The organism is Bacteroides sp. GM023 (assembly GCF_014750685.1).
In the GTDB taxonomy this organism is placed as follows: Bacteria; Bacteroidota; Bacteroidia; order Bacteroidales; family Bacteroidaceae; genus Bacteroides.
This window is the reverse complement of the sequence record NZ_JAAXGE010000005.1, coordinates 580,683-607,370: the sequence shown is the minus strand read 5'-3', so window position 1 is coordinate 607,370 and position 26,688 is coordinate 580,683. Positions and strand designations below refer to the sequence as shown.

Genomic DNA, 26,688 nt, shown 5'->3' with positions numbered 1-26,688 from the left:
ATATCAGACTGAAGCGGAACGACAAGGCAGTTCGATTACAAAAGTAGTCCCTATTCCCAGTTGGGAATCTATCAATATCCGACCGTTCATTTTATCAACGATGCATTTGCAGATAGACAGGCCGAGTCCTGCGCCTTGGATAAATGAATCTAGCTTCTCGAATCGTTCGAATATCTTTTCTTTCATATTTTGAGGGATTCCGCAACCGGTGTCGCTGACACCAATACGTACGAATTGCGGTTCTACTTCATAGAAAACTTCTATATGTCCGTGAGTAGTATTCTTCAGTGCATTCGAGAGGAAGTTATTCAATATCTGCTTGATTCGCAGCCTGTCTAAGTCCACTAAGAAATCCTGTTCGGGGTAGTTGGTTCGAAGTTCGACGCCGGAAGGAACTTGACAGGTATATTCTGCAATGCTCTCATTAAGCAGAGTTGTCAGGTTAAACCAATCAGGATGCAACTCCAGATATCCGGATTCTATTTTAGAAAGGTCGAGGACATCGTTTATCAAGTTGAGCAATAATTCATTATTATGACTGATTAATGAGCTATAAAGTTCTTTTTCCGCCATATCTTCCGTGCTTGCCAACAAACTGGAAAAGCCGACGATAGCATTCAAAGGAGTGCGAATCTCATGACTCATATTAGCCAGGAAGGCAGACTTCAAACGGTCGGACGCTTCGGCTTTATCACGAGCTTTGACAAGCATTTCTTCTGTTTCCTTCAGTTCGGTAATGTCATAGTTGATGCTAATCAATTCAATAATATTATCTTGTGGAGCATACTTCTTGACCAACAGGTTGACGTGTGTCCATGTACATTCTCCATTAGCTCTAAGTATTCGGATGTCACGGTTAAATTTAACAGTTGTTCCTTTTTGCACATCGCTCAGGAATTGAGCCATCAAGTCACGGTCGTCGGGATGCAAATAGCGGTAGATACCGAAGATGTCGGACAATGGCGTGCCGTCCATCTCTCCTATATTCCTATACCAACTCTTTTGGGCATACCCCTGCCCGCTCAAAATATTATAATGAGCATAACCCACTTTGGCGTAATCACCAACAAGTTCGAAGAATTCCTCAAATTCCTGGATTTTATTATAGGCAACGGTTGTTTCCGTCTTATCGGCATTAATCAGCAGATAATTTATCGGATTATGGTCGTCATCGTATAAGGCTGTAACTTTTGTCACTAAGTCAATTGTTCCTTCCTTTTTAGAATTCCGATAATACTCTCCCACATTCGAGAAATCATAGCGGAAAGTAAAATCGACGTCCTCCCTATTCCGCAGCCGTTTCTTCATTTCTTCCGGAAAGATCGGGTTATCAAAGAGATTGATCCCGAGAAGGTCTTCTTTCTTATCTACATGAAACATTTCCAGTTCCTTGTCATTCAAGTCTATCAATATTCCATCTTTATTGTATAGTTCGATACCGACAGGCAGGTACTTGAAAACATTATGCAGGAGACGTTCACTATATTGCAAGGCCTGATAAGCCGATGCCATATCCGGGCCATCCTGGACTTCGGCTATACCATAAACGGAAGTATTTCCATCTTCGTCTGTCTCCTGGAAGCAGACTTTGCTTCGTATCCAAATAGCACCTTTTACTGTATCGAGCAGATATACAACTTCCGGCATTTGGAGTACACCAAAAGAATGCACTGTTGTAGGGCGTTGCTCTTCTTTCAGTATGCGTTTATTGAAGTCCTCAAAACTAATAATTCCAGTTTCATCCAAACCTAAAAGTTCTGATATGTATTCAGAACACTCATAACTCATAGTTGTTAAGCTAGCCTTCCACCATCCCATATTAGCGTGACCCATCAACTTTGAGAAAAATATAGAATCTTTCTGTTTATTCATAACGTCCACCAATCATTTTAACATAGTTAAGTGCACAAAATTAAGGATTATAGTCAAGTTTATCTTTCCAAAAGTTACTTTTTTAGCATATTATAAGAAGATTATTCGACATTAAACTAAAAAAGAACCCGGCTGAAACTTTCTCAGAAAGAGAACTTTCCAGCCGGGTATATAATGGTTTTATGGCTCGTTTTTTATTTCTTCAAAGCATCGTAAACAGCTTTTGCCATTACTTTTGCCCCTTCTTCGTTTGGATGAATCTTGTCCGGGAAGAGTTGGGGAATGCCGTCCATTGCCGTGTGAAGGTCGATAATCGACAGGTTGTTTTTCTTGGCAACCTTTTTAATCATTGGAATGATTTCTTTGGAAATAATATCATCGTTGATATTATCACCCGTTTGATAGGCTTTGGAAGGATAGCAGAGATAAATTTTAGGTTGGGCCGGCAGGGCTTTGAAAGCATCTACCATTGTTTGCAAGTCTTTTGTGAAGTCTGCTTTATACTTCCAGTTGAATGATTTACTGTCGTTCGTGCCAAGTTTGATGACTACGATATTGGGATTGAAAGCCAGTGCCTCCTGATAGGCTTTTTCGCTCATATAAGGATGGTCGCCCTTATTTAATAAGGTACGGGCACTCACTCCGAAATTCTTTACCCAATAAGCATCGCCCATCATACGACTCAATACGGCAGGATAACTGTCGCGGTTACGGTCCTTGATGCGAGCTCCGTAGGTAATGCTATTACCGATGCAGGCAACACGGATAGCATCTTTATGAGGGACTTTAAAACTACTTAACCACGAAGTCAGTTCGTTCAACATCTCATTCTTATAAAGGAAACCTTCACGGATTCCCCAGCCATGTCCGCCGGAAGGATAGATATGAAGAACGGAAGGAACTTTGTGCTTGTTCAGAGCAAGGTAATAGTTCACTCCGTTGGCGGGTGGAACAGCCTTGTCGTCGTCACTATAAACGATAAAGGCACGGGGCGTATCCTTCGTCACTTGCTTTTCATTGGAATATTCAGCCTCCAGTTCGGCGGACGCATCCTTACCCAAAAGATTATCGTGAGAACCCATATGAGTATAAGATTTATCCATCGTAATCACCGGATAGAAAAGAATCTGGAAGTTCGGACGAAGTTCGGGTTTAGCATGGGTAGCAATGGTCGATGCCAAGTGACCACCGGCGGAAGACCCCATGATACCAATATCATTCGGATTCAGGTTCCATACATCCGCACTGTCACGAACTATCCTCATGGCAGCTTCGGCATCCGAGATAGGAAGTGTGCGGTCACCTTTCGGCAAACGGTATTTAAGGACAATCAGCGCAATGCCTTGTTTATTGAAATACGGTGCCCAGTCATAACCTTCGTGGTTGACAGCCAAGTGAGAATATCCGCCACCCGGGCAAGCTACAACAGCACGTCCCGTTGCCAGTTCCGGTGCAGGAAGGAATACACGAAGCGAAGGTTGTTCAATATCAAATGGTTTCGGAGCATTTTGGGCTACCACCCGGGAACCTGCCAATAAAAGAAGCAGCAGGAAGAAAATAGTAGAAAATTTCTGTTTCATAGTATCTATGTACTTTGATTAATGAATAATTAGATGTGCGAAGATAGTAATTTTGTGTATCTTTGCACCCCATTTTGATTATAAAAAATTATATGCAAGGAATAAAGAATCTTACGCAAGGCCCTATCAACCGTCAACTGTTCAATCTGGCAATGCCTATCATGGCAACCTCATTCATTCAGATGGCATATAGTCTTACGGATATGGCTTGGGTGGGACGACTGGGAAGTGAAGCCGTAGCCGCCATCGGCTCTGTCGGAATTTTGACATGGATGTCCGGTTCCATTTCCCTATTAAATAAGGTAGGTTCCGAAGTCAGTGTCGGACAGTCCATCGGCGCACAGAGTCAGGAAGACGCACGGAACTTCGCATCTCACAATATTACAATTGCATTGGTTATTTCCTTGTGTTGGGGGACATTGCTTTTCGTTTTCGCAGAGCCTATCATACGTATCTATGAGCTTGAAGAACATATTACTGCCAATGCCGTTCAATACCTGCGGATTGTTTCGACCGGATTGCCGTTCGTATTCCTCTCCGCCGCCTTCACAGGGATTTATAATGCGGCAGGACGCAGTAAAGTTCCCTTCTTTATAAGCGGCACGGGATTGATACTGAACATCATCCTCGACCCTCTGTTTATATTCGGATTCGGACTGGGGACAAACGGCGCAGCTTATGCTACCTGGATTGCAGAAGCGAGTGTATTCCTTATCTTCGTCTATCAGTTGCGCCACAGAGATGCATTGCTCGGCGGATTCCCTTTCTTCACTCGTCTGAAGAAAAAATACACACGGAGAATCTTAAAACTGGGACTCCCCGTAGCTACTTTGAACACTCTATTTGCTTTCGTTAATATGTTCCTTTGTCGCACGGCTTCAGAACAGGGCGGACATATCGGCCTGATGACTTTCACCACCGGCGGACAAATAGAAGCCATCACCTGGAATACTTCACAAGGGTTCTCCACCGCACTAAGTGCCTTTATTGCCCAAAACTATGCGGCCGGACGAATCGAGCGGGTACTTAAAGCCTGGCACACAACCTTATGGATGACAGGAATTTTCGGAACATTCTGCACCTTTCTTTTCGTTTTCTTCGGGAATGAGGTCTTTTCCATTTTTGTCCCTGAACAAGCGGCTTACGAAGCCGGAGGTGTATTCCTGCGCATCGACGGATATTCGCAACTCTTTATGATGCTCGAAATCACCATGCAGGGAGTATTCTATGGCATCGGACGTACGATACCGCCTGCTGTTATCAGTATCGTCTGCAACTATATGCGTATCCCGCTTGCCATCCTGTTTGTACGGATGGGTATGGGAGTAGAAGGCATTTGGTGGGCTGTCTGCGTCACTACGGTTGCCAAGGGATTGATTCTTTTAAGCTGGTTTGTCATCATCAAGAAAAAGTGTTTGGGCATCCCAACTGTGGTTAAAGAATAGCTCCTAATTCTTTTTATTAACACACGAAAAGAATCGTCCGAGTTATTTTAACTTAAAAAGCAACCCTATGCCAAATAATATGTATCTTTGCGGTGTTATTCATAATACGATATGATTCGTATTAAACTATATTTTATAAACAATTAAAAAAACATCAACATTATGAACAAGATGAAATTTATGGTTCTCTTCATGAGCATTGCCATGATATTTGGTAGCTGTGGAAGTATGAACAACACTGGTAAAGGTGCTGCTATCGGTGGTGGTTCAGGCGCTGCGCTAGGTGCAATCCTGGGTGGTGTTATCGGTAAAGGTAAAGGTGCTGCAATCGGCGCTGCCATTGGTACGGCAGTAGGTGCGGGAACCGGCGCGCTTATCGGTAAGAAGATGGATAAGGCAGCAGCTGAAGCAAAACAAATTGAAGGCGCACAAGTAGAACAGATAACAGACAACAACGGATTGCAAGCCGTGAAAGTTACATTCGATTCAGGTATTCTTTTCACAACAGGTAATGCAACCTTGAGTGCTGCTGCTAAGTCTGCTTTGAGCAAATTTGCCAACAACGTGCTTAACCAAAACCGTGACATGGACGTATCTATTTATGGATATACCGACAACCAGGGTTGGAAAAACAGTACTGCCGAACAAAGCCGTCAGAAAAACGTAAATCTGTCACAGGAACGTGCACAGAGTGTATCCAGCTACCTGTTGAGCTGTGGTGTTTCTACCAATCAGATTAAAGGTGTACAAGGAATGGGCGAAAGCGACCCTGTTGCAAACAATGACACAGCAGCCGGTCGTGAACAGAACCGTCGTGTAGAAGTTTACATGTACGCTAGTGAGCAAATGATTAGAGATGCACAAGCCGCTTCTCATTAAGAAATTACTGCGTTATACACGCAACCTGCTGATATTCTTCTTTGCATCGACTTTATTGACGGTCATTATTTACCGGTTTATGCCGGTTTATATCACTCCGTTAATGGTTATCCGAAGCGTTCAGCAGATTTTCTCAGGAGATAAACCCACGTGGAAACACACGTGGGTTTCTTTTGATAAGATATCTCCTAGCCTGCCGATGGCAGTCATTGCTTCCGAAGACAACCGTTTTGCCGAGCACAACGGGTTCGATTTCGTAGAAATCAAGAAAGCGATGAAAGAGAATGAAACACGCAAACGGCAACGGGGTGCAAGCACCATCAGTCAGCAGGCAGCCAAGAATGTGTTCCTATGGCCGCAGTCTTCGTGGGTACGGAAAGGACTTGAAGTCTATTTCACGTTCCTTATCGAAACATTCTGGTCGAAAGAGCGAATTATGGAAGTCTATCTCAACTCTATTGAAATGGGAAAAGGCATCTACGGTGCACAAGCTACCGCAGAAAATAAGTTCGGCACAACAGCCGCCAAATTAACGAAAGGCCAATGCGCCCTCATAGCCGCTACCCTTCCCAATCCAATACGATTTAATTCGGCGAAACCTTCGCCATACATATTAAAACGACAAAATCAGATATTACGGTTGATGAACCTGGTTCCCAAGTTCCCGCCGGAAGAAAAAGCTACGGAAAAGAAAGACAGTAAGAAAAAGAAAAAAAAGCGGTAGGCAGATACCGTAAAGGAATTCCCCAACCCTCTCCCATGGAAAGGGAGCTAAATTCGTTCTGTTAATCAACTGTTTATGAGTCATTTCTTACCCCCTCTCCTTTGGAGAGGCTTTATATAAAAAAAGAAGGAGCAAGAGAATAAATTCTCGTTGCTCCTTTTATATCAATAAGCTTGTTTGTATGTGTGTTATCCTCATTTATACGAAGTCCTTCAGTTCTTGTTGTAAACGTTGACGTGTGAAGAAAATGCGGCTCTTCACTGTGCCTAAGGGTAAACCTAACTTCTCCGCAATCTCACGGTATTTGAAACCGGATACGTGCATGGAAAAAGGCACCTTGTACTCTTTGGGCAATGCATTGACAATGCGATGCATTTCCTTCAAGTCATAAGCACCTACCGTGCTTTCGAATCCTGAATCTTGCGGCAGGTTCAAGTGATAATAATTATCGGTGGGGTCTACAAAAGTCTGGTCGCGTACAATTTTCCGGTAGTTATTAATAAAGATGTTACGCATGATAGTATACATCCATCCCTTGAAATTTGTGTCCGGAGCAAATTTTTCCTCATTATCCAAGGCTTTTAAAGATGTTTCCTGCAACAAATCGTTCGCTTCTTCGCGGTTGGCCGTTAGTTTATAAGCAAAACGCAGCAACTCCTCCTGAACTCCAATTAAATCTTTTCTGAAACTTAAACTTTTCATACTTTAAGGGTTTTATGGTTAATATTTCGTTTTTCTCGTCGGTTGCAAGTTTAAAGGTATTTTGCGTCTCACACAGGGGTATTTTAATCATTTCTTAGGGGCTATTTCTATCAAATGATAGTTTTCAGGTGCTTTTTGATAGTTTTCAGGTGGTATCCGGATAAAAAGATGACCATTAATTTGCTTAAAAGAATCAAATAGATTACTTTTGATTAACATTATCAAATAAATTAAAAGACGATGGCTATACTTATTATTGTAGGAATTATTGTATTACTGGGCATTATCTTTGCTTCCATGTACAATTCGCTAGTGAGACTAAGAAACAACCGTGAAAACGCATTTGCCGACATCGACGTACAGTTGAAGCAACGCCATGACCTGATTCCCCAATTGGTAGATACCGTGAAAGGATATGCCGCACACGAAAAAGAAACACTCGACCGTGTGATTCAGGCACGTAACGGTGCTGTCAACGCCAAGACTATCGACGATAAGATAGCGGCTGAAAATCAGTTAAGCTCTGCTCTCGCAGGACTGAAAATCACATTAGAAGCCTATCCCGACCTAAAAGCAAATCAGAATTTCCTGCAATTACAGGAAGAAATATCCGATGTAGAGAATAAGCTGGCTGCTGTCCGTCGTTATTTCAACTCGGCAACCAAAGAGTACAATAACGCCGTGCAAACCTTCCCATCAAATATTATAGCAGGCATGACCGGATTCCAAAGGGAAATCATGTTCGATTTGGGCAAGAACGAACGCGCCAACTTGGAACAGGCACCGAAAATCAATTTCTAATCCACCGTTCACTCACTGCATAAATCAAACACGCGATGCAATACGTCGGAATCCAAACACAGCAGAGCCGGAACAACTTACGTTCCGCGTTTCTATTGTTCCTCTTTCCTTGCCTGGTAACAGGGCTTCTTTATCTGTCCTGTTACCTGCTGATTCTTTTTGGATATGATAAAAGCATGGAAGTTGAAATGATACCTATAGTCAATCATTTTTTCCTTTCTTCCCTGCCGTATGTTTTAGGAGTAGTGCTGATTTGGTTTCTTATTGCTTATTGGGCTAATACAAGTATTATCAATTCCGCCACAGGTTCCAAACCACTAGACCGCAAAGAGAACAAACGCGTTTATAATCTGGTGGAAAACCTCTGTATGACCCAAGGGATGAGCATGCCGAAGATAAATATTATCTATGATAATTCGCTGAATGCATTTGCAAGCGGCATCAATGACCGCACATATACTATCACTCTTTCCGAAGGTATCATCAAGAAGCTGAATGATGAAGAACTGGAAGCAGTCATCGGACATGAGCTTACCCACATTCGTAACCGGGATGTGCGGCTGCTGATTATCTCCATCGTGTTTGTAGGTATCTTCTCCATGCTGACGGAAATCACATTCTATGCACTTACACATATGCGTGTACGCAGCAGCAGTAACAGCAAAAGTAACGGGGGAATTCTCCTCTTTATGCTTGTAGCTTTACTGATAGCTGCCATCGGTTTCCTTTTCGCCAGTCTGATGCGTTTTGCCATTTCACGCAAACGCGAGTACATGGCAGATGCAGGTTCGGCAGAAATGACGAAGAATCCATTGGCGCTTGCCAGTGCTTTGCGTAAAATATCTGTCGACCCGACGATAGAAGCTGTGGAACGGAAAGACGTAGCCCAATTATTTATTCAGAACCCTAAAAAGCAAACTAAAGGGTTATACAGCAAACTAAGTGGTTTGTTCGCCACTCATCCCCCTATTGAAAAACGGATTGAGATATTGGAACAGTTCTAAGTTCTCCTTATATATAAGGTATAGACAAGACATATCGGGACATAAGGCAAGACATACATTATGGCAAAGGTCAGGATTTCTGTTTAATTTTCATTAAAGAAAAGAGAAGAGTTCCTGACTTTTTAGTATATTTGATTGTTATACATGTATATATCAACCTAAATGCAACTGATATGAAAACGAAGAAACAAATCTTAATGTTGCTACTAGCCTTGCTAGTAGGCTTCCCCACCCTTTCGGCTCAAAGTAAAAAGGAGAAAAAGGAACAGAAGAAAGAAGCTGTAAAAAAGCTCATCGCATCCGAGAACTACAAGATAGATGTACAGACCGCCCTGCCGATGCGCGGACGTTCCATTCCTCTGACATCTCCCTACTCACTGGAAATCAGAAATGATTCGGTCATCTCCTATCTGCCTTATTTCGGACGGGCTTACAGTATCCCTTATGGTGGCGGAGACGGACTGAACTTCCGGGCGCCCCTCAAGGAATATACCATGGAAATGGATAAGAAAGGGAATGCTGTAATCAAGTTCATCGCCCGAAATCCTGAAGACAGGTATGAATTCAGGGCAAAAGTGTACTCCAACGGTTCGACAAGCATTGATGTCAATATGCAGAATCGTCAATCCATCAGTTTTCAGGGAGAATTGGATATGAAAGACGAGTAAGTATTCCCTACTCCTCTTTTACATCTTCTTTTATATCTTCCCCACCTTTTAATATAGGCAGACAGATGTGATATTTTACAGCCAGGATGCGGGTCAGGAATACAGCCGACCCGCCAATGAGCTGGCATCCGTACGACTCAAGTCCTGCGACATCGCAAAGCCAGTAGGCAATACCGCCTACCACACAGGCCATCGCATAAATTTCTTTTCGGAATATCAGGGGGATTTCGTTGATAAAGACATCACGAATCACACCACCTGCCGCTCCCGTGATGCTACCCATAATGATTGCTACCCAAAAAGGATAGCCCAAGGCAATACTTTTGCCCACACCTACCACAGTGAACAGCGCCAGTCCGATGGAGTCGAAGATAAAGAACGTATTGTTGAGCCGGATAAGCCAGCGTCCGAAGCAAATCACCCACAGCAAAGCCAGTCCCGTACAAATCAAATAAATAGGATTTGTCATCCATCCCGGAGTAACATCGAGCAGGACATCACGAAGAGTACCACCACCGATAGCCGTAGCAAGTCCTACAACATAGGCTCCGAACCAGTCGAAACGTTTTGCCGAAGCGAGCCGGATACCACTAATAGCAAAGGCAAATGTGCCTATAAAATCAAGAATTTGAACGAATGTGGGCATATATTTGTTATTTTGTATGCAAAGTAACGAATAAATTCCGTAAGAAAATGTACATTTGCTTCACGAATTAAACCGAATATGATAGAAACAATATGAAAATAACAATTGTTGCCGGGGCACGCCCCAATTTCATGAAGATAGCTCCCATTACACGCGCTATTGAAGCCGCACGGGCGCTGGGTAAAAGTATCTCTTACCGACTGGTCTATACGGGCAGAAAAGATGATACGAGTCTGGATGCTTCTCTCTTTTCGGACCTCGACATGAAAGCTCCCGATGTCTATCTGGGAGTAGAAAGTAGTAATCCAACGACTTTGACAGCAGGAATCATGGTAGCCTTCGAACAGGAGCTGACCGAAAACCCGGCACACGTTGTTCTTGTGGTAGACGACCTGACCACAACCATGAGTTGCGCCATCGTTGCCAAAAAGCAAGGAATCAAAGTGGCACACCTCGTAGCCGGCACCCGTTCTTTTGATATGAAGATGCCGAAAGAAGTGAACCGTATGATTACGGACGGACTATCCGACTATCTGTTTACAGCCGGCATGGTTGCCAACCGTAACTTGAACCAGACAGGAACGGAAAGTGAAAACGTATATTATGTAGGCAATATCCTTATAGATGCCATCCGCTACAACCGCAACCGATTACTCAAACCGATATGGTTCTCCGTACTGGGATTGCAGGAAGGCAATTATCTCCTGCTCACTCTCAACCGTCGCGTATTACTCAATGACAGAGAGAATCTGAAACGACTGATGGAAACAATCATTGAAAAGTCTGCCGGCATGCCTATCGTAGCACCACTGCACACATATGTACGCAATGCTATCAAAGAACTAGGTATCGAAGCTCCGAACCTGCATATCATGCCGCCACAGAATTATCTTTTCTTCGGCTACCTGATTAATAAGGCAAAAGGAATTATTACCGACTCCGGCAACGTGGCGGAAGAAGCAACCTTCCTGGGTATTCCTTGCATCACCCTCAATACGTATGCCGAACACCCGGAAACGTGGCGTATGGGAACCAACGAACTTGTCGGGGAAGACCCTGTTCTACTCGCCAAGACTATGGATACGCTGATGAAAGGCGAATGGAAGCGCGGCGAACTTCCCGAACGTTGGGATGGACGCACTGCTGAACGTATCGTACAGATTCTATCAAGCAAATAACGACTACCTTACTTGCCCTATTCTGTCAAGTGTAGGGCTAATAGTTTCAACACGCCTTGAAACTAAGTGTTTCATACCGGGAAACAAAGTGTTTCACACCGAGGAACAAAGTGTTTCCCGTAGTGAAACAAAGTGTTTCGCACCGGGAAACAAATAGCTTCAACGGTTGAAACTAAATCTGAAACCAGTTGTTAAATATATATGCCAAGGCTAACTTATTTGACCATTGGACGATATATGCTTGTAAACAACCAAAAACGATGGGTAAAAAAAGTTATATATTCTCTCATCATGAGAGTTATTTGTTAACTTTGCGCCCTACTACGAACGTTATGAGACAACGATATAATAAAATACTAATACTGCTCTTACTTGTATTGGCAGCTTCAAATGCGTTTGCACAGCAAATAAAGGGGGTAGTTACTGATTCAGTGACACATGAACCATTGATGTATATCTCTGTTTACTATCAGGAAAAGAGAGATATGGGTACTATCACCAATATTGACGGGGAATATAGTCTTGAAGCACGCAGAAATGGGGGAACACTTGTTTTCTCCGCCGTTGGTTATGTCAGCAAAACTGTGAAAGTCAGCTATGGCAACCAAACAGTCAATGTCCAGTTAGCCCCGGACAACGTAATCCTAAGTGAAGTCGTTGTAAAACCACAGAAAGAAAAATACTCCCGCAAGAACAATCCGGCAGTCGAATTCATGAAAAAGGTTATCGAGCACAAGAAGGCGCAAGCCCTCGAAGTGAACGACTACTATCAGTACGACAAGTACGAGAAGATGAAAATGTCTATCAACGACCTCACCCCGGAAAAACTCGAGAAAGGTATCTACAAGAAATATTCTTTCCTCAGAGACCAGGTGGAAGTATCAGAAACTACGAATAAGTTGATTCTCCCCATTTCCGTACAGGAAACGGCTTCGCAAACTATCTTCCGCAAAGACCCCGAAAACAAGAAAACCATCATTAAAGGAAAGAACTCCAACGGTATCGAAGAATTCTTCTCGACGGGAGATATGCTCGGCACTGTATTGAAAGACGTCTTTGCCGATATTAATATTTATGATGATGACATCCGTCTGCTTCAACAGCGTTTCGTGAGTCCTATCGGCAATAATGCCATTTCTTTCTATAAATATTATCTGATGGACACATTGATGGTAGACAAGCGCGAATGTGTACATCTGACTTTTGTTCCGCAGAATTCGCAGGACTTCGGATTCACCGGACATCTGTATGTACTGAACGACTCTACGTATGCCGTCCAGAAATGTACGATGAACCTGCCCAAAAAGACCGGAGTAAACTTCGTCAACCGCATGGATATCGTACAACAGTACGAACAGCTCCCCAACGGCAACTGGGTATTGTCCGACGATAACATGACCGTAGACCTTTCCTGGAATTCCAACAAAACATCAGGCGGATTGCAGGTGGAGCGAATCACGAAATATAGCGATTATAAATTCGACCCTATCGAACAACGGCTTTTCCGGTTGAAAGGAAGCGTGATAAAGGAAGCGGATATGCTTTCGAAAAGTGATGAATACTGGGCAAGCGTCCGACAGGTGCCGCTGACGAAGAAAGAAAGTTCAATGGACGTATTCGTCAACCGTCTCGAACAGATTCCGGGATTCAAATATATCATCTTCGGAGCGAAAGCCCTGATTGAGAACTTTGTGGAGACGGGCAGCAAAGGACATCCGAGTAAGGTGGACATCGGCCCTATCAATACGATGATTTCAAGCAATTACATTGACGGAACCCGTTTCCGGTTGAGCGGTATGACTACGGCTCATTTCGATAAACATTGGTTCTTGAGTGGTTATGGCGCCTACGGTCTGAAAGACGAGCGATGGAAATACAGCGGTACGCTGACTTATTCGTTCAACAAACGTGATTATGTGGTTTGGGAGTTCCCGAAACATTATATTTCGGCAACGTACAGTTATGATGTAATGTCGCCGATGGATAAGTTCCTGTTTACGGATAAGGATAATATCTTCCTGTCACTGAAAACGACGACGGTAGACCAGATGTCTTATATGCGTGACGCGACCATCAACTACGAACTCGAAACGCTTACGGGATTCGGAGTGAAAGCGATGCTCCGCCACCGTAACGACGAGCCTACCGGAAAATTGGAATATCTGCGTAACGACGCTGCACAAACCCGTGTACATGACGTTACGACTACCGAAGCGAGTCTGACGCTGCGTTATGCGCCGGGCGAATCTTTCGTCAATTCCAAGCAACGCCGTGTACCGGTATCGCTGGATGCTCCTGTCTTTACGCTTACTCATGCAATGGGATTCAAAGGTGTAATGGGCGGAGAATATAACTTTAACCGTACAGAAGCAAGTGTATGGAAACGTTTCTGGCTTCCTGCTTCCTGGGGAAAAATAGATTGGAGCCTGAAAGCAGGGGCGGAATGGAATACAGTTCCTTTCCCGCTGTTGATTCTGCCGGAAGCCAACTTATCGTACATCACGCAGCGCGAGACGTTCAACCTTATCAATAACATGGAATTCTTGAACGACCGTTTCGCTTCCATGTCTGTGTCATACGATATGAATGGAAAATTATTCAATCGTATTCCGCTTATCAAGAACTTGAAGTGGAGAGAGATGTTCCGCGTCCGTGCATTGTGGGGGACGTTGACAGATAAGAACAATCCATTCAAGAGTGATAATCCTGATTTGTTCCGTTTCCCGACACGCGATGGTAAATTTACCAGTTTCGTGATGGACCCGAAAGTGCCGTATGTCGAAGCAAGTGTCGGTATCTACAACATTTTCAAGTTGCTGCACGTTGAATATGTACATCGTTTCACCTACCGTGACAATCCGGGTATCAACAAGAACGGTATTCGTTTCATGGTATTAATGGTATTCTAAGAATTATGCAACCTTTAGCAGAGAGGCTACGGCCGAAGACTTTAGACGATTATATTGGCCAGAAACATTTAGTTGGGCCGGGTGCTGTCTTGCGCAAGATGATTGATGCAGGACGCATTTCTTCTTTTATCCTTTGGGGCCCTCCCGGAGTGGGTAAAACAACGTTGGCACAAATCATTGCCAATAAACTGGAAACCCCGTTTTATACATTGAGCGCCGTAACTTCCGGTGTGAAAGATGTACGCGAAGTGATAGAGCGTGCCAAGAGCAATCGTTTCTTTTCACAATCCAGCCCTATTCTGTTTATTGATGAAATTCATCGGTTCAGTAAGTCACAGCAGGATTCTTTGTTGGGAGCGGTAGAGAACGGAACTGTCACACTGATTGGCGCAACAACGGAAAATCCGTCGTTCGAGGTTATCCGCCCTCTCCTATCCCGTTGTCAGCTTTATGTGCTCAAATCGTTGGAGAAGGAAGATTTATTGGAACTTCTGCAACGTGCCATTGCTACGGATACCGTGCTGAAGGAACGCAAAATCGAATTGAAAGAAACAACAGCCATGTTGCGCTTCTCCGGTGGGGATGCCCGCAAATTGCTTAATATACTGGAACTTGTCGTTCAGTCGGAAACCGAAGAAACGGTGGTTATCACTGATGAGATGGTGACTGAACGGTTGCAGCAGAATCCGTTGGCATACGATAAGGACGGGGAAATGCATTATGATATTATCTCTGCTTTTATCAAGTCGATTCGCGGAAGTGATCCGGACGGAGCTATTTACTGGCTTGCCCGTATGGTGGAAGGTGGCGAAGACCCTGCTTTCATTGCTCGCAGACTTGTCATTTCGGCTTCGGAAGATATTGGGCTGGCCAATCCGAATGCGTTGCTTATTGCGAATGCCTGCTTTGACACGTTGATGAAAATCGGTTGGCCGGAAGGACGTATTCCTTTAGCGGAAGCTACGATTTATTTGGCAACGAGTCCTAAAAGCAATTCGGCATATAGTGCGATTAATGATGCGCTGGAGTTGGTTCGTTCTACTGGAAATCTGCCTGTTCCGTTGCATCTGCGCAACGCGCCTACAAAGTTGATGAAACAATTAGGATACGGACAGGAATATAAATATGCACATAGTTATGAGGGCAATTTTGTAAAGCAACAATTCTTGCCGGATGAATTGAAAGATAAACGGATATGGCAACCGCAAAATAATGCTGCTGAGCAGAAACATACCGAACGGATGATACAATTGTGGGGGGACAAGTTCAAGAAATAAGCTATCAGCGAAATAAAACAAGCTATCAGCGAAAGCAAAATAAAACAATAAGGAAAGACGTATAACATATTATTAATATAAAAATTGAAATGAAGATTGTAGTTTTAGACGGTTTTGCCGCCAATCCCGGTGATTTGTCCTGGGAAGGTATAAAAGCTCTCGGAGAATGCACGATTTATGATCGTACCGCTCCCGAAGAAGTATTAGAACGTGCAGCCGGAGCAGAAGTGCTTCTGACTAATAAAGTAATCATCAACGCAGACCACATGGCTGCACTGCCCGAACTAAAATATATCGGCGTATTAGCTACCGGATACAATGTAGTTGACACTGCTGCTGCCAAAGAACGGGGAATCATCGTTACTAATATTCCTTCATACAGCACCGCTTCTGTTGCGCAAATGGTATTTGCGCATATTCTGAATATCACTCAACAAGTACAACATCACTCTGAAGAAGTACACAAAGGTCGTTGGACAAACAGCAAAGACTTCTGCTTTTGGGATACTCCGCTGATGGAACTTAGAGAAAAGAAAATCGGATTGGTCGGATTGGGAAATACCGGATATACGACTGCACGTGTCGCCATCGGTTTTGGAATGCAGGTATATGCATTGACTTCAAAGTCACACTTCCAGTTGCCACCGGAAATCAAAAAGATGGATTTAGACCAACTGTTCAGCGAATGTGATATTATCAGCTTGCACTGCCCGCTTACTCCCGAGACACGCGAAATGGTGAATGCCCGTCGCCTTGCTATGATGAAGCCGACAGCTATCTTAATCAATACTGGTCGTGGCCCGCTAATTAACGAACAGGATTTGGCAGATGCATTGAACAGCGGTAAGATTTATGCTGCCGGAGTGGATGTTCTTTCTACTGAACCTCCTTGTGCGGACAATCCATTGCTAACAGCAAAGAATTGCTATATCACTCCGCATATCGCATGGGCAACACTGGAAGCTCGTGAACGCTTGATGAATATTGCAATCGGCAACTTACAGGCATATGCTGCCGGAAAACCGGAAAACTTGGTAAATTGAGAATTGAAAATTGAGAATTAAAAAATAGGCTGCGCATGAGGTGATAAGTATTCATTGCGCAGCCTATTTCTCAATTTTTAATTCTCAATTCTCAATTTAATAAGAGTGTCCACCTTCGTCCATCTCTTTCTCCGTAATCTTGTGACGGTCGATGCTACGCCAAGCGTAGAATATATAAGCTATCACAAACGGTACGAGAATAGAAACATAAGCCATTGTCTTCAGAGTAAACTCACTGGAACAGCTATTGGCTAACGTCAATGAACTTTGCAAGTCTGTATAAGACGGATAATAAGCGGTATTATTATATCCTGCCACTAACAGCAAAGACAATACAGTCAATACCGTACCAATTCCCGTAAACCAAATTCCTTTATCGAACGTTTTTTTGAGTAATGTCTTTCCGATGCCGAATAGAACCAAAACAACTCCTATCAGGAATAAGACAAGAATTATCGGCATTTCGATAAAGTTAGTGAAATACTTGAATGGCTGCATATAAATCTCCTGTGTATCCGGATTCACTGCAAAGCCATCGGAAACTAATGTACGGATGACAAATGACAAAAAGAATACCAGAAATAAGACTGCATTGTTTCGCACTGCACGACGACATTTATCTGTCAGTTCCTTATTCGCTATATTATTAATAAAGTAAAGCGCACCCAAGACACGGGCAAGGAAGAATACAGCCAGCCCTAAAATCACATTCCAAATATTAGTCAACGCATCCAGTCCGTGCCATCCATTTCCCCAATGACTGATAACCGGCATAATGGTATCCGTCATATTTGCTTTATTGATGTAGAAATCAGAACCAGTGAAGAAAGTAGCAACTGCTCCGCCAAGCAATAACGGCCCTACTACTCCATTTATCACCAGGAAAGTCTGATACGTCTTCTTACCCAACAGATTTCCCGCTTTACTCTGAAACTCATAGCTGACAGCCTGCAATACAAAACTGAAAAGGATAATCATCCAAAGCCAATAAGCGCCACCGAAGCTGGTACTATAAAATAATGGAAAGGAAGCAAAGAAAGCGCCACCGAAAGTAACTAACGTAGTAAACGTAAATTCCCACTTACGTCCGGTAGAGTTCACCATCATTTTACGATGTTCTTCCGTCTTACCGAGACAGAACAACAATGAATTACCGCCCTGCACGAACAATAAAAACACAAGGATAGCTCCCAGCAAGGAAACGACAAGCCACCAATATTGTTGTAGTAATATATACATAGTCTTTACGATTAATGGTTAGTATTAGCATTATCTCCCGTATCCGGGCCTTTCTTGATGGCCTTTACCATGATTCCGGCACCTGCAATCAACATTACCGTAAACAAGAGCAGGAAGATAAAGAAAGTAATCTGCACAGAACTTACATCCAGTTTGGAGATAGCGGCCGACGTAGGCAGCATATCACGGATAGCCCACGGCTGACGACCACATTCGGCAACCACCCATCCGGCTTGTCCGGCAATGTATCCCAAAGGAATAGTCAATAAAGCAATCCAATGCATCCATCTCATTTTACTCAAATCCTTCTTATAGATAAAGAAAAGGACAACGATAAAGAACAAGATAAAATATCCTCCCAGAATCACCATTATACGGAAGGCATAGAAGTTCAGGGGAACGTTCGGGACCAACTGGTTAACATCTTTAATATATCCGTAACCGAAATAAGGAATATTTTCTTGCAATACTTTGTAAGCCACTTGTGCATCTTCTTCATTCTTTGCACTCTTGGCGGCACGATAAGCAGCCAAGGCACCGATAGCCGTTTTCCCCCGTTCAATCTTCTCGGCAGCCGAAAGGGCTTTTGTACCGTCTTTCATCTGATAACCGCCTTCGATGATATTGGCAATGCCCGGAACGTAACCGTCTACATCACGTTCGGCAAGGAAAGAAAGCATACTCGGTATTTCAATGCGGAAAAGGAATGGATCTTTTCCGTCGTTATAAGTTTTCTTTTCAGGGTTCAGCATGCCGATTCCTACTAGTCCGACATTCGTTCCTCCTTCATACAAACCTTCCACAGCAGCCAACTTCATCGGCTGCGTCTGTGCAATCTGATAACCGGAACCGTCGCCCGTCCAGGCAGACAATAAGGAGGCTACTAATCCGAAGACGGCAGCAATCTTGATACTGGCAAGTGCAAACTCACGATTGCGTTTCTTCAGCAAGTACCAACAACTAACACCGACTACAAAGACAGCACCAAGTACCCAACCGGACAATACAGTATGAAAGAATTTATTAACAGCAACGGGTGAAGTTGCCACTGCCCAGAAATCGACCATCTCATTACGAACAGTATCTGGATTAAATTCCATCCCCACCGGATGTTGCATCCATGCGTTGGCAACAAGAATCCACCAGGCAGAAATCGTTGCTCCCAATCCTGTCAACCAAGTAGAAGCCAGATGGAAGCGTTTGCTTACTTTTCCCCAACCAAAGAACATCACGGCAATAAACGTGGCTTCCATAAAGAATGCCAAAATGCCCTCGATAGCCAATGGTGCACCGAAAATATCTCCTACAAACCAGGAATAATTACTCCAGTTCGTACCAAACTCAAACTCAAGAATCAAGCCGGTTGCCACCCCGATAGCGAAGTTGATACCGAACAGCTTCATCCAAAACATCGCGGTTTTCTTCCAAAATTCTTTGCCTGTTTTATAATACAGCGTCTCCATGATACCCATCACCACTGCCAATCCGAGTGTGAGGGGAACAAAAATCCAGTGGTACATAGCTGTCATCGCAAATTGGGCTCTCGACCAATCTATCAGCGAAGTGTCAATACTTTCAATCATAATCTTATGTAGTTTAAGAGTTAAAAATCAATCGATTTCTCCGGAATGGCACGTTGTATCAGTTCGTTGCCCACATAGGTTCCCTTGTCGGCATCCGTAGGATGGTCGCCGAGAAAATCAGGAAAAAAGAATAATTTGAGGATGAAGAACATAACGAATAATTTCAGCAGGATAATAACCCACAAAGTACGACCGAGTGTCATACTACGGAAGCCCTCTAAATAGAAGTTCCAAATAGAAAGTAGTGTATTCTTCATATGTTGACGTTATAATTTGTAATAAGTACAAATATACAATTTTTATAATTAAAACAAACAAATACCCCAAATTGTTGCGGGATTTGTTGTGTTTTTCTAAAAAAATCTACCTATCGACAGAAAAAAAACATTTAACGGCAAAATTCCGTATTCCGTCTATCGCTTTTGCAGCTAATATAATATGTACGTACCTTCGTTACCAGTAAATCAATAGAAGTATGAATATGATAAATGTAAGAAGATTGACAGTGATGGCATTTCTTGGTGCAGGTATGTTTTCGGGCATATCTGCACAAGAATCTCCGCTGCAAGCCGATACACAGAACGAAGTGAAGCTCCCTGCCCAATGGGATTTGCAATCGTGCATCGACTATGCTTTGGAGCAGAATATTACTATCCGCAAAAATCGTGTGACGGCGGAAAGTACACAGATTGATGTAAAGACAGCTAAAGCTGCTTTGTTTCCCAGCCTTTCGTTTTCTACCAGTCAGCAGGTGGTGAATCGTCCGTATCAGGAGTCGAGCAGCCGGGTGAGCGGCAATGAGATTATCAGCAGTAACAGCAAGACAAGTTATAATGGTAATTATGGTCTGAATGCTTCGTGGACTCTATATAATGGTAACAAACGACTGAAGACTATCAAACAGGAACAACTGAACAACCATGTAGCCGAACTGGATGTGGCAACTTCCGAGAATACTATCCAGGAATCCATAGCCCAAGTTTATATTCAGATTCTTTACGCGTCCGAATCTGTCAGAGTAAACGAAAATACATTGCAGGTTTCCATTGCACAACGTGACCGCGGAGAACAACTGCTGAATGCGGGAAGTATTGCAAAAAGCGATTTTGCGCAACTGGAAGCTCAGGTAAGCACCGACCGTTATCAACTTGTGACAGCGCAAGCCACTCTGCAAGATTACAAATTACAACTGAAACAATTGCTCGAACTGGATGGGGAGAATGAGATGAACGTCTATCTCCCCAGCCTGTCCGACGAGAATGTGCTTGCCCCGTTGCCTACCAAGAAAGATGTGTATGTGAGCGCCCTCGCCATTCGTCCGGAGATTGAAGCAAGCAAGCTCAATGTAGAAGCTTCCGAACTGGGGATTGATATTGCAAAATCCAGTTACTTTCCGACTATCAGCCTTAGTGCAGGTATCGGGACGAATCATACGAGCGGCAGCGACTTTACTTTCGGCGAACAGGTGAAGAACGGATGGAACAATTCTATCGGACTGTCTGTCAGTGTGCCTATCTTCAATAACCGTCAGACAAAAAGCGCCGTACAAAAGGCTAAGTTGCAACGCGAAACGAGTATGTTATCGCTGCTTGATGAACAAAAAGCTCTGTATAAGGCTATTGAAGGTCTTTGGTTGGATGCTAACAGTGCACAACAGCGTTATGCGGCAGCCAACGAGAAGTTGAGGAGTACACAAATCAGTTATGACCTGATTAGCGAACAATTCAACTTGGGAATGAAGAATACCATAGAACTTCTTACAGAGAAGAATAACTTACTGCAAGCTCAACAAGAACAGCTTCAGGCTAAATATATGGCTATACTGAACACGCAGTTGCTGAAGTTCTATCAGGGGGATAAATTAGCATTATAATAAATAAGTAAAAGCATAATAAACGAATGAAAACGAAAAAGATTATCTTAATCGCCGTGGCAGTCGTTGTGGTAGTAGGTGCAGGGATTTGGTTCTTTGCAGGTTCACCCGCCAAACACAAAGTCACATATGCCACTGTTACCGTAAGCAAAGGCGATATTTCAAATTCGGTGACTGCTACCGGAACCATCGAACCGGTGACGGAAGTAGAAGTCGGTACGCAGGTATCAGGTATCATCGACAAGATTTATGTAGACTATAACTCGACAGTTACCAAAGGGCAGTTGATTGCTGAAATGGACCGTGCCACTTTGCAAAGTGAACTGGCTTCCCAGCAGGCAACTTACGATGGTGCCAAGGCCGAATATGAATATCAGAAGAAGAATTATGAACGTAGCAAAGGACTGCACGAGAAGTCTCTGATTAGTGATACGGATTTCGAACAAGCTCTTTATAATTATCAGAAGGCTAAAAGTAGTTATGACAGCAGCAAGGCGTCTTTGGCAAAAGCGGAACGTAACTTGTCTTACGCAACGATTACTTCGCCGATTGACGGAGTCGTTATCAGCCGTGATGTGGAAGCCGGACAGACGGTTGCTTCCGGGTTCGAAACTCCGACACTTTTCACCATTGCTGCGGATTTGACGCAGATGCAGGTGGTAGCCGATGTGGATGAAGCCGATATAGGCGGTGTGGAAGAAGGTCAACGTGCCAGCTTTACGGTAGATGCTTATCCGAATGATACGTTCGATGGCGTAGTGACGCAGATTCGCTTGGGAGATGCAAGCAGTACGAGCAGTACAAGTAGCAGCAGTAGCACGGTGGTTACTTATGAAGTAGTAATCTCTGCCCACAACCCCGACCAAAAACTGAAACCGCGTCTGACAGCGAATGTTACTATCTATATTCTTGATAAAAAGGATGTATTGTCCGTTCCGAACAAAGCTCTGCGCTTCGTACCGGAAAAACCTCTGATTGGCGCTAATGACATCGTAAAAGATTGCGAAGGCGAACATAAACTTTGGACACGTGAAGGAACTACATTCACCGCTCATCCGGTAGAAGTCGGAATCAGTAACGGCATGTCTACGGAAATTGTCAGTGGAATCGCCGAAGGAACGAAAGTGGTATCCGAAGCTACCATAGGTACATTGCCGGGCGAAAGTATGGGGGCTGAGCCCAATAAAGAAAGTAGCGGGGAAAGAAGTCCGTTCATGCCAAGTCGTCCGGGAGACAATAAAAAGAAGAACAATAAGTGACCACAATGAAGAAAGTAATTGAAATACAAAATATCAAACGAGACTTCCAAGTGGGAGACGAAACCGTCCATGCGTTACGGGGCGTTTCGTTCACCATCAACGAAGGGGAGTTTGTCACCATCATGGGTACTTCCGGTTCGGGAAAGTCCACGCTGCTAAATATACTAGGCTGCCTGGATACTCCGACAAGCGGAGAGTATCTGCTCGACGATATTCCCGTGCGCACGATGAGCAAGCCTCAACGTGCGGTACTGAGGAATCGTAAGATTGGATTCGTGTTCCAAAGCTACAATCTGTTGCCTAAAACGACGGCTGTGGAGAATGTGGAACTGCCGCTTATGTACAACTCGTCCGTCAGTGCTACCGAACGTCGCCGCCGGGCCATTGAATCTTTGCAAGCTGTGGGATTGGGCGACCGTTTGGAACATAAATCCAATCAGATGTCCGGTGGACAAATGCAACGTGTTGCCATTGCACGTGCGTTGGTGAATAATCCGGCTGTGATTCTTGCTGACGAAGCGACCGGAAACCTCGACAGCCGTACCTCTTTCGAGATACTTGTCCTGTTTCAGAAACTTCATGCCGAAGGACGCACAATTATCTTTGTAACGCATAATCCCGAAATTGCGCAATACAGTAGCCGAAATATCCGTTTGCGCGACGGTCATGTCATTGAGGATACTACTAATCCGAAGATTCTGTCCGCTGCCGAAGCATTGGCCGCATTGCCGAAAAATGACGAAGATTAATAATCATTCAATATGCCGATGTACCAGTGCGCCCCATAGATTGCACAATCATAGGGTGGCAAACCGGCAAATTAGCATATTGACAAATTAGCAAATTATTTATTATGAATGGAACTAATTTATTCAAGATAGCTCTCCGGGCGTTGGCGAACAATAAGCTGCGTGCTTTTCTCACCATGCTTGGCATCATTATCGGTGTTGCTTCCGTCATCACAATGCTCGCCATCGGACAGGGTTCGAAGAAAAGCATCCAGCAGCAGATTTCCGAGATGGGGTCGAACATGATTATGATTCATCCGGGAGCCGATATGCGTGGTGGTGTGCGGCAAGACCCGTCGGCCATGCAGACCTTGAAGCTTGCCGATTATGAAGCCTTGCGCGATGAGACAAGTTTCTTGTCTGCCGTGAGTCCCAATGTTTCTTCGTCGGGACAGCTTATTGCCGGTAACAATAACTATCCGGCATCTGTGAATGGCGTGGGAACGGAATATCTCGATATTCGCCAGTTGACGGTTGAGAATGGGGAGATGTTTACGGAAGCCGACATACAGAGTTCGGCAAAAGTATGTGTGATAGGAAAGACGATAGTGGACAATCTTTTCCCGGATGGAAGTGACCCCGTAGGCAAGGTTATCCGTTTCAGCAAGATACCCTTCCGGGTGGTAGGTGTACTCAAAGCAAAAGGATACAACTCTATGGGACAAGACCAGGATGCCGTAGTGCTTGCTCCTTATACTACCGTAATGAAACGTTTGCTTGCCGTTACGTACTTGCAGGGTGTGTTTGCTTCTGCCCTCACTGAAGATATGACGGAATATGCTACGGATGAAATCAGTACGATTCTTCGCCGTAACCATAAGCTGAAAGCATCGGACGATGATGATTTCACCATCCGTACGCAACAGGAATTGAGTACGATGCTCAACTCCACTACCGATTTGATGACGACTTTGCTTGCATTGCGGGTATCTCGCTGGTGGTAGGTGGTATCGGAATTATGAATATCATGTATGTATCTGTAACGGAACGTACCCGCGAAATCGGTCTGCGTATGTCTGTCGGCGCGCGAGGGGTCGATATTCTGAGCCAGTTCCTTATTGAAGCCATTATGATTAGTATCACGGGCGGTATCATCGGAGTGATAATCGGCTGCGGAGCCAGTTGGATTGTAAAAAGCGTGGCGCATTGGCCTATCTATATCCAGCCGTGGAGTGTGTTCCTTTCTTTTGCGGTATGTACCGTCACCGGAGTCTTCTTCGGATGGTATCCTGCCAAGAAAGCAGCAGATTTAGACCCGATAGAAGCCATCAGATACGAATAAAAAACTATCTTTGTCTTTATGAAACAAACCTTTACATCCGCACGTCGTCCCCTGGAGATACTGATACACATTATCGGCTGGGGGATTATGTTCGGTTTCCCGTTCTTTTTCGTTGAACGTGGGAACGGGAACATCAATTGGATGGCGTATATACGCCATCTTGCCGTACCACTATCTTTTATGATTGTGTTCTACGTCAATTATTTCTTTTTGGTTCCCCGCTATCTTTTCCAAAGTCAGGCTAAAAGATATGTTATCTATAATATTATCTTTCTATGCGTTGTCGGACTTTTACTTCATCTGTGGCAAAGTCTGACGTTCGACCCATCCTTTGCGCCTAGACCCAAAAGACCGGGTATGCCGCCGGGATGGTTATTCTTCCTCAGGGATATGTTGAGCCTTGTTTTCACCATCGGATTAAGTGCCGCCATTCGTATGAGTGCCCGATGGACGCAGAACGAAGCTGCCCGTAAAGAAGCGGAACGGAATCGTGCGGAAGCCGAACTGAAAAACCTGCGGAACCAACTGAATCCTCACTTCTTGCTGAATACGCTGAATAATATCTATGCTCTGATTGCATTTGATTCGGACAAGGCGCAGGAAGCCGTGCAGGAGTTGAGCAAACTTCTCCGATATGTATTGTATGATAATCAGCAGACGTATGTGCCTCTTTGTAAGGAAGTGGATTTTATCCGCAACTACATTGAATTGATGCGTATCCGCCTGTCGGCTAATGTACAGATGACTACTCAATTCGACATTCAACCGGATAGTCAGACGCTTATTGCGCCGCTTATCTTTATCTCGTTGATAGAGAATGCATTCAAGCATGGCATCTCCCCTACCGAATCGAGTTTTATCAGTATTCATATTTCAGAGAATGACAGGGAAGTAGTTTGTGAAATCCGCAATAGTAATCATCCCAAGACAGTGGAAGATAAGAGTGGTTCGGGTGTCGGATTGGAACAAGTGAGCCGGCGTTTGGAAATACTTTATCCGGGGGCTTACACTTGGTCGAAGGGCAGTTCAGAGGATGAGTCTGTCTATGAATCAAGATTGAGTATTAAAATCAAAGAGTAGCTAGAAAACGTTAAGTATAAAACTTTAGATATAGAATAATATGGTATTACGATGTGCAATTGTTGATGATGAGCCTTTAGCTCTTAGCTTGTTAGAAAGTTACGTGAACAAGACTCCGTTCCTGCAACTGGCGGGAAAGTATTCCAGTGCGGTTCAGGCAATGAAAGAATTGCCGGATGAAGAGGTAGACCTTCTGTTTTTGGACATTCAGATGCCGGAGCTTAACGGACTGGAATTCTCGAAGATGGTGGATTCACGCACCCGTATCGTATTTACTACCGCTTTCGGTCAATACGCCATAGACGGTTATCGTGTCAATGCGCTCGATTATCTGCTGAAACCTATCTCATATGTCGATTTTCTGCAAGCAGCCAACAAAGCGCTTCAATGGTTCGAACTGGTGCAGAAGCCGGAGGAGATAGACAGCATCTTTGTGAAAAGCGACTATAAGCTGGTGCAGGTAGACCTGAAGAAAATTATGTATATCGAAGGGTTGAAGGATTATATCAAAATTTATACAGAAGACGTTCCCAAGCCCATTCTGTCACTCATGAGCATGAAAGCGATGGAAGAGCTTTTACCTTCCAGCCGTTTCATACGTGTACACCGCTCCTTCATTGTCCAAAAAGATAAGATACGGGTAATCGACCGCGGTCGCATTGTTTTTGACAAAACATATATTCCCATCAGTGACAGTTACAAGCAAGTTTTTCAGACTTTCCTTGACGAACGGAGCTAATGTTGGTTATTTTATCGGTGAAAATGCGATTTTTGTCGATTATACTTTGTCAGAAACCGTTTTATCTATACCTTTGCAGAGAACAGAAAGGGATTGTGAAATTCCGAGAATAGAATA

Annotated in this window: 22 protein-coding genes and 1 pseudogene; 16 read left to right on the top strand and 7 right to left on the bottom strand. The window is 43.9% G+C overall.

Annotation, left to right across the window (positions count from 1 at the left end; genetic code table 11):
- Positions 1–3 precede the first annotated feature (3 nt).
- Together HC965_RS13350 and HC965_RS13345 are read right to left on the bottom strand one after the other, a co-directional pair.
- Positions 4–1,872 (bottom strand): PAS domain-containing sensor histidine kinase, encoded by a 1,869-nt coding sequence (locus HC965_RS13350; RefSeq protein WP_191031911.1) that lies wholly within the window; start codon positions 1,870–1,872, stop codon positions 4–6.
- A gap of 194 nt (positions 1,873–2,066) precedes the next feature.
- Complete coding sequence (locus HC965_RS13345) at positions 2,067–3,452, bottom strand: GDSL-type esterase/lipase family protein (protein ID WP_191031910.1); 1,386 nt, start codon at positions 3,450–3,452, stop codon at positions 2,067–2,069.
- A gap of 92 nt (positions 3,453–3,544) precedes the next feature.
- On the opposite strand from HC965_RS13345, the gene HC965_RS13340 reads away from it, so the two are divergent.
- The 3 genes from HC965_RS13340 (at position 3,545) to mtgA (ending at position 6,500) form a co-directional block, all read left to right on the top strand.
- The gene (locus HC965_RS13340) at positions 3,545–4,897 is read left to right on the top strand and encodes an MATE family efflux transporter (protein WP_191031909.1); all 1,353 of its coding nucleotides are present in this window, start codon (positions 3,545–3,547) and stop codon (positions 4,895–4,897) included.
- Between the two features lie 162 nt (positions 4,898–5,059).
- On the top strand, positions 5,060–5,776 hold the full coding sequence (locus tag HC965_RS13335) for an OmpA family protein (RefSeq protein ID WP_191031908.1): 717 nt from the start codon (positions 5,060–5,062) through the stop codon (positions 5,774–5,776).
- Positions 5,754–6,500: a monofunctional biosynthetic peptidoglycan transglycosylase gene (mtgA, locus tag HC965_RS13330; protein WP_191031907.1), complete on the top strand. Its 747-nt coding sequence runs from the start codon at positions 5,754–5,756 to the stop codon at positions 6,498–6,500. The genes HC965_RS13335 and mtgA overlap by 23 nt, the downstream gene beginning before the upstream one ends.
- A gap of 198 nt (positions 6,501–6,698) precedes the next feature.
- Here mtgA and HC965_RS13325 read toward each other — a convergent pair whose 3' ends face one another.
- Positions 6,699–7,202, bottom strand: a complete 504-nt coding sequence (locus HC965_RS13325; protein WP_191031906.1) for an RNA polymerase sigma factor — start codon at positions 7,200–7,202, stop codon at positions 6,699–6,701.
- A 240-nt stretch (positions 7,203–7,442) separates the two neighbouring features.
- On the opposite strand from HC965_RS13325, the gene HC965_RS13320 reads away from it, so the two are divergent.
- The 3 genes from HC965_RS13320 (at position 7,443) to HC965_RS13310 (ending at position 9,675) form a co-directional block, all read left to right on the top strand.
- A complete protein-coding gene (locus HC965_RS13320) occupies positions 7,443–8,003 on the top strand; it encodes a LemA family protein (RefSeq protein ID WP_191031905.1) in 561 nt (186 codons plus the stop codon).
- A gap of 35 nt (positions 8,004–8,038) precedes the next feature.
- Positions 8,039–9,007: a M48 family metallopeptidase gene (locus tag HC965_RS13315; protein ID WP_191031904.1), complete on the top strand. Its 969-nt coding sequence runs from the start codon at positions 8,039–8,041 to the stop codon at positions 9,005–9,007.
- A 173-nt stretch (positions 9,008–9,180) separates the two neighbouring features.
- The gene (locus HC965_RS13310; RefSeq protein ID WP_191031903.1) at positions 9,181–9,675 is read left to right on the top strand and encodes a DUF4251 domain-containing protein; all 495 of its coding nucleotides are present in this window, start codon (positions 9,181–9,183) and stop codon (positions 9,673–9,675) included.
- A gap of 7 nt (positions 9,676–9,682) precedes the next feature.
- Here HC965_RS13310 and HC965_RS13305 read toward each other — a convergent pair whose 3' ends face one another.
- Positions 9,683–10,321, bottom strand: a complete 639-nt coding sequence (locus HC965_RS13305) for a trimeric intracellular cation channel family protein (RefSeq protein ID WP_167964569.1) — start codon at positions 10,319–10,321, stop codon at positions 9,683–9,685.
- A 92-nt stretch (positions 10,322–10,413) separates the two neighbouring features.
- Between HC965_RS13305 and wecB the strand changes: the two genes are divergently transcribed.
- From wecB to HC965_RS13285, 4 genes are all read left to right on the top strand, one after another.
- Positions 10,414–11,499, top strand: coding sequence for a non-hydrolyzing UDP-N-acetylglucosamine 2-epimerase (gene wecB, locus HC965_RS13300; RefSeq protein WP_191031902.1), 1,086 nt, complete (start codon positions 10,414–10,416; stop codon positions 11,497–11,499).
- Positions 11,500–11,831: 332 nt separating this feature from the next.
- Positions 11,832–14,408, top strand: coding sequence for a DUF5686 and carboxypeptidase-like regulatory domain-containing protein (locus tag HC965_RS13295; protein ID WP_191031901.1), 2,577 nt, complete (start codon positions 11,832–11,834; stop codon positions 14,406–14,408).
- A 5-nt stretch (positions 14,409–14,413) separates the two neighbouring features.
- Positions 14,414–15,685: a replication-associated recombination protein A gene (locus tag HC965_RS13290; protein WP_191031900.1), complete on the top strand. Its 1,272-nt coding sequence runs from the start codon at positions 14,414–14,416 to the stop codon at positions 15,683–15,685.
- 89 nt (positions 15,686–15,774) lie between these two features.
- On the top strand, positions 15,775–16,728 hold the full coding sequence (locus HC965_RS13285) for a D-2-hydroxyacid dehydrogenase (protein ID WP_191031899.1): 954 nt from the start codon (positions 15,775–15,777) through the stop codon (positions 16,726–16,728).
- Between the two features lie 96 nt (positions 16,729–16,824).
- Here the strand turns inward: HC965_RS13285 and cydB are convergent, their stop codons facing one another.
- The 3 genes from cydB to HC965_RS13270 are packed head-to-tail and all read right to left on the bottom strand — an operon-like array spanning position 16,825 to position 19,807.
- Positions 16,825–17,967, bottom strand: coding sequence for a cytochrome d ubiquinol oxidase subunit II (gene cydB, locus HC965_RS13280; protein ID WP_191031898.1), 1,143 nt, complete (start codon positions 17,965–17,967; stop codon positions 16,825–16,827).
- A gap of 11 nt (positions 17,968–17,978) precedes the next feature.
- The gene (locus HC965_RS13275) at positions 17,979–19,550 is read right to left on the bottom strand and encodes a cytochrome ubiquinol oxidase subunit I (protein WP_191031897.1); all 1,572 of its coding nucleotides are present in this window, start codon (positions 19,548–19,550) and stop codon (positions 17,979–17,981) included.
- Between the two features lie 20 nt (positions 19,551–19,570).
- On the bottom strand, positions 19,571–19,807 hold the full coding sequence (locus HC965_RS13270) for a DUF4492 domain-containing protein (RefSeq protein WP_191031896.1): 237 nt from the start codon (positions 19,805–19,807) through the stop codon (positions 19,571–19,573).
- Positions 19,808–20,025: 218 nt separating this feature from the next.
- On the opposite strand from HC965_RS13270, the gene HC965_RS13265 reads away from it, so the two are divergent.
- The 6 genes and pseudogenes from HC965_RS13265 to HC965_RS13240 all read left to right on the top strand — a co-directional run bounded on the left by HC965_RS13265 (position 20,026) and on the right by HC965_RS13240 (position 26,571).
- Positions 20,026–21,423 carry a TolC family protein gene (locus HC965_RS13265; protein WP_191031895.1) on the top strand — a complete coding sequence of 466 codons (1,398 nt, stop codon included), beginning with the start codon at positions 20,026–20,028 and terminating at the stop codon, positions 21,421–21,423.
- Between the two features lie 26 nt (positions 21,424–21,449).
- A complete protein-coding gene (locus HC965_RS13260) occupies positions 21,450–22,682 on the top strand; it encodes an efflux RND transporter periplasmic adaptor subunit (RefSeq protein WP_191031894.1) in 1,233 nt (410 codons plus the stop codon).
- A gap of 5 nt (positions 22,683–22,687) precedes the next feature.
- The gene (locus HC965_RS13255) at positions 22,688–23,431 is read left to right on the top strand and encodes an ABC transporter ATP-binding protein (RefSeq protein ID WP_191031893.1); all 744 of its coding nucleotides are present in this window, start codon (positions 22,688–22,690) and stop codon (positions 23,429–23,431) included.
- A 104-nt stretch (positions 23,432–23,535) separates the two neighbouring features.
- Positions 23,536–24,752: pseudogene (locus tag HC965_RS13250) on the top strand (ABC transporter permease).
- 18 nt (positions 24,753–24,770) lie between these two features.
- Positions 24,771–25,832: a sensor histidine kinase gene (locus tag HC965_RS13245; RefSeq protein ID WP_191031892.1), complete on the top strand. Its 1,062-nt coding sequence runs from the start codon at positions 24,771–24,773 to the stop codon at positions 25,830–25,832.
- 40 nt (positions 25,833–25,872) lie between these two features.
- Positions 25,873–26,571: a LytTR family DNA-binding domain-containing protein gene (locus tag HC965_RS13240; protein ID WP_022140197.1), complete on the top strand. Its 699-nt coding sequence runs from the start codon at positions 25,873–25,875 to the stop codon at positions 26,569–26,571.
- Positions 26,572–26,688 lie beyond the last annotated feature (117 nt).